The sequence below is a fragment of the Aquisphaera insulae genome (genome assembly GCF_011064615.1).
Taxonomy (GTDB): Bacteria; Planctomycetota; Planctomycetia; order Isosphaerales; family Isosphaeraceae; genus Aquisphaera; species Aquisphaera insulae.
The window spans coordinates 1-1,635 of sequence record NZ_JAALJH010000214.1 but is presented as its reverse complement, the minus strand read 5'-3'; the positions used below and the strand labels follow the sequence as shown (position 1 = coordinate 1,635).

Annotated in this window: 1 protein-coding gene; it reads right to left on the bottom strand. The window is 68.7% G+C overall.

Going from position 1 to position 1,635, the window contains the following annotated elements; genetic code table 11:
- Positions 1–31 precede the first annotated feature (31 nt).
- Entirely contained in the window at positions 32–1,240 is a 1,209-nt protein-coding gene (locus tag G6O54_RS36795; RefSeq protein ID WP_165236084.1) for a transposase, read from the bottom strand.
- Between the last annotated feature and the right edge of the window lie 395 nt (positions 1,241–1,635).

Below are 1,635 nucleotides of genomic sequence, written 5' to 3'. Positions count from 1 at the left end.
GCTTAGGTATGGACACGAAAATTCGAGCGGGCTATCCGGAGCGATCGGGGAAGAGGCGGGGGATGACCCGGCGGGCGAGGGCCAGGATATCCTCCAGGTCCTCGCGCCGCATCAGGTCATCGATCGCCAGCAGCCGCTCGAGCCCTGCCAGCAGGGCCGGTGCCGTCGATTCGACGCGGTGCTTCATCTGCCGGCCCGACAGCCGCACCAACGTTTCGCGGAGCCTCGCGGCCTCTTCCGACTCCTCGCGCTGCAGGTGCCAGACCGTCAGGCAGGCCATGCTCGCCACGCAGAGCCGTCGCAGGAACGCCTCACCGCTCTGCTGCTGCCACTGCTCCGCATTCATGCCGGAAGATTTGAGCAATTTATGATAAGTCTCGATCCCCCACCGATGGCCGTACCAGCGGCCGATCGTCGCCGCGTCGGCATCCTCGGCCGGGATGTTCGTCAGCAGCCGCCACTCGGCCAGCACGACGCCCGATCCGTCGACCACATGGACCACGACCAGCCGCAGGGGCAGCGGCGGCCCCGGGACCTCCACCTGCTTCTTGCTGCCGCCGGCGGTCTTCTCGCCGGTGTTGTGCCGCGCCGGCCGATGCAGGATCACCTCCGCCTCGGCGACCCGCACCCGCCCCGCCTTGCCGCCGATCATCACGACCTCGGGGAGGCCCATGGCGCCGCGCACGTCCTGCATCCGGCCCCGCAGGTCGGCGACCACGTCGTCCAGCTTCCGCTCGCGGCCGTCGTGCCGGACCAGCCGCGATTCGTCGGAGCGGACCAGGAACCGATGGCCGTCGGCGTGCCACTGGCGGTAATGGCCCACCGAGTCGGCCTCGCGGTCGATGACATGGACGAGCCGGCGGCGCAGGCCCCATCGCTGGGCATCGCCCATGACGGCGGCGATCTCGTCGACGTGGCCACGAGGCAGGTCCGCCCCGCCGACGCGAGTGGAGAGCATCCCCGCGCCGGTGCGGAGGCGGAACTCCATCGGCCCCAGCGGGCGGCCGTCGGCGGCGTCGATGGCCAGCGCCGTGCCGAGTTCGTAGCCCATGTCGCTCTTATGCGAGCGGACGAGGCGATCGGCCTTGGAGGTGTGCTGGTTGAAGTTGAACATGCACCAGTCGTGCACGATCAGGACGAATTCCCCCCGGGTCGCTCCCAGATCGGCGCGGACGGCGTCCTGGGCCGGCTCGATGAGCGCGCAGAAGGGGATATCTTCGTTGTTGAGCAGGCGGGACATGGCCCGCGTCGATGAGAACGGCTTGGCCGTTCCCGGCAAGGTCGACAAGCTGGAGACGACGGCATTGACGGCGTGCGAATGCTCTTTCACGAGATGAGCGAAGCGGGCCCGATTCCTGGCGTGGAGCTGATTGAAGTAGAAACCATTCTGAACGAGACTACCGGCGGAGATGAGCCGCGCCCAGACACAACCCCCGCCCGGCGGCGAGGGGAACGGCCCCCGCCGCCACGCTGCCCACCGATCGAGCCGGCGGCGGTGAACGCGAGCGCGCGAAACGTACCCGTGGAACGGCCCCCGCCGCCACGCTGCCCACCGATCGAGCATAGGAGCCACGCCGGGAAAGCCTCCCAGTTTCGCCAGCTTCCCTGGGAGAAATTTCGTGTCCATACCTAAGC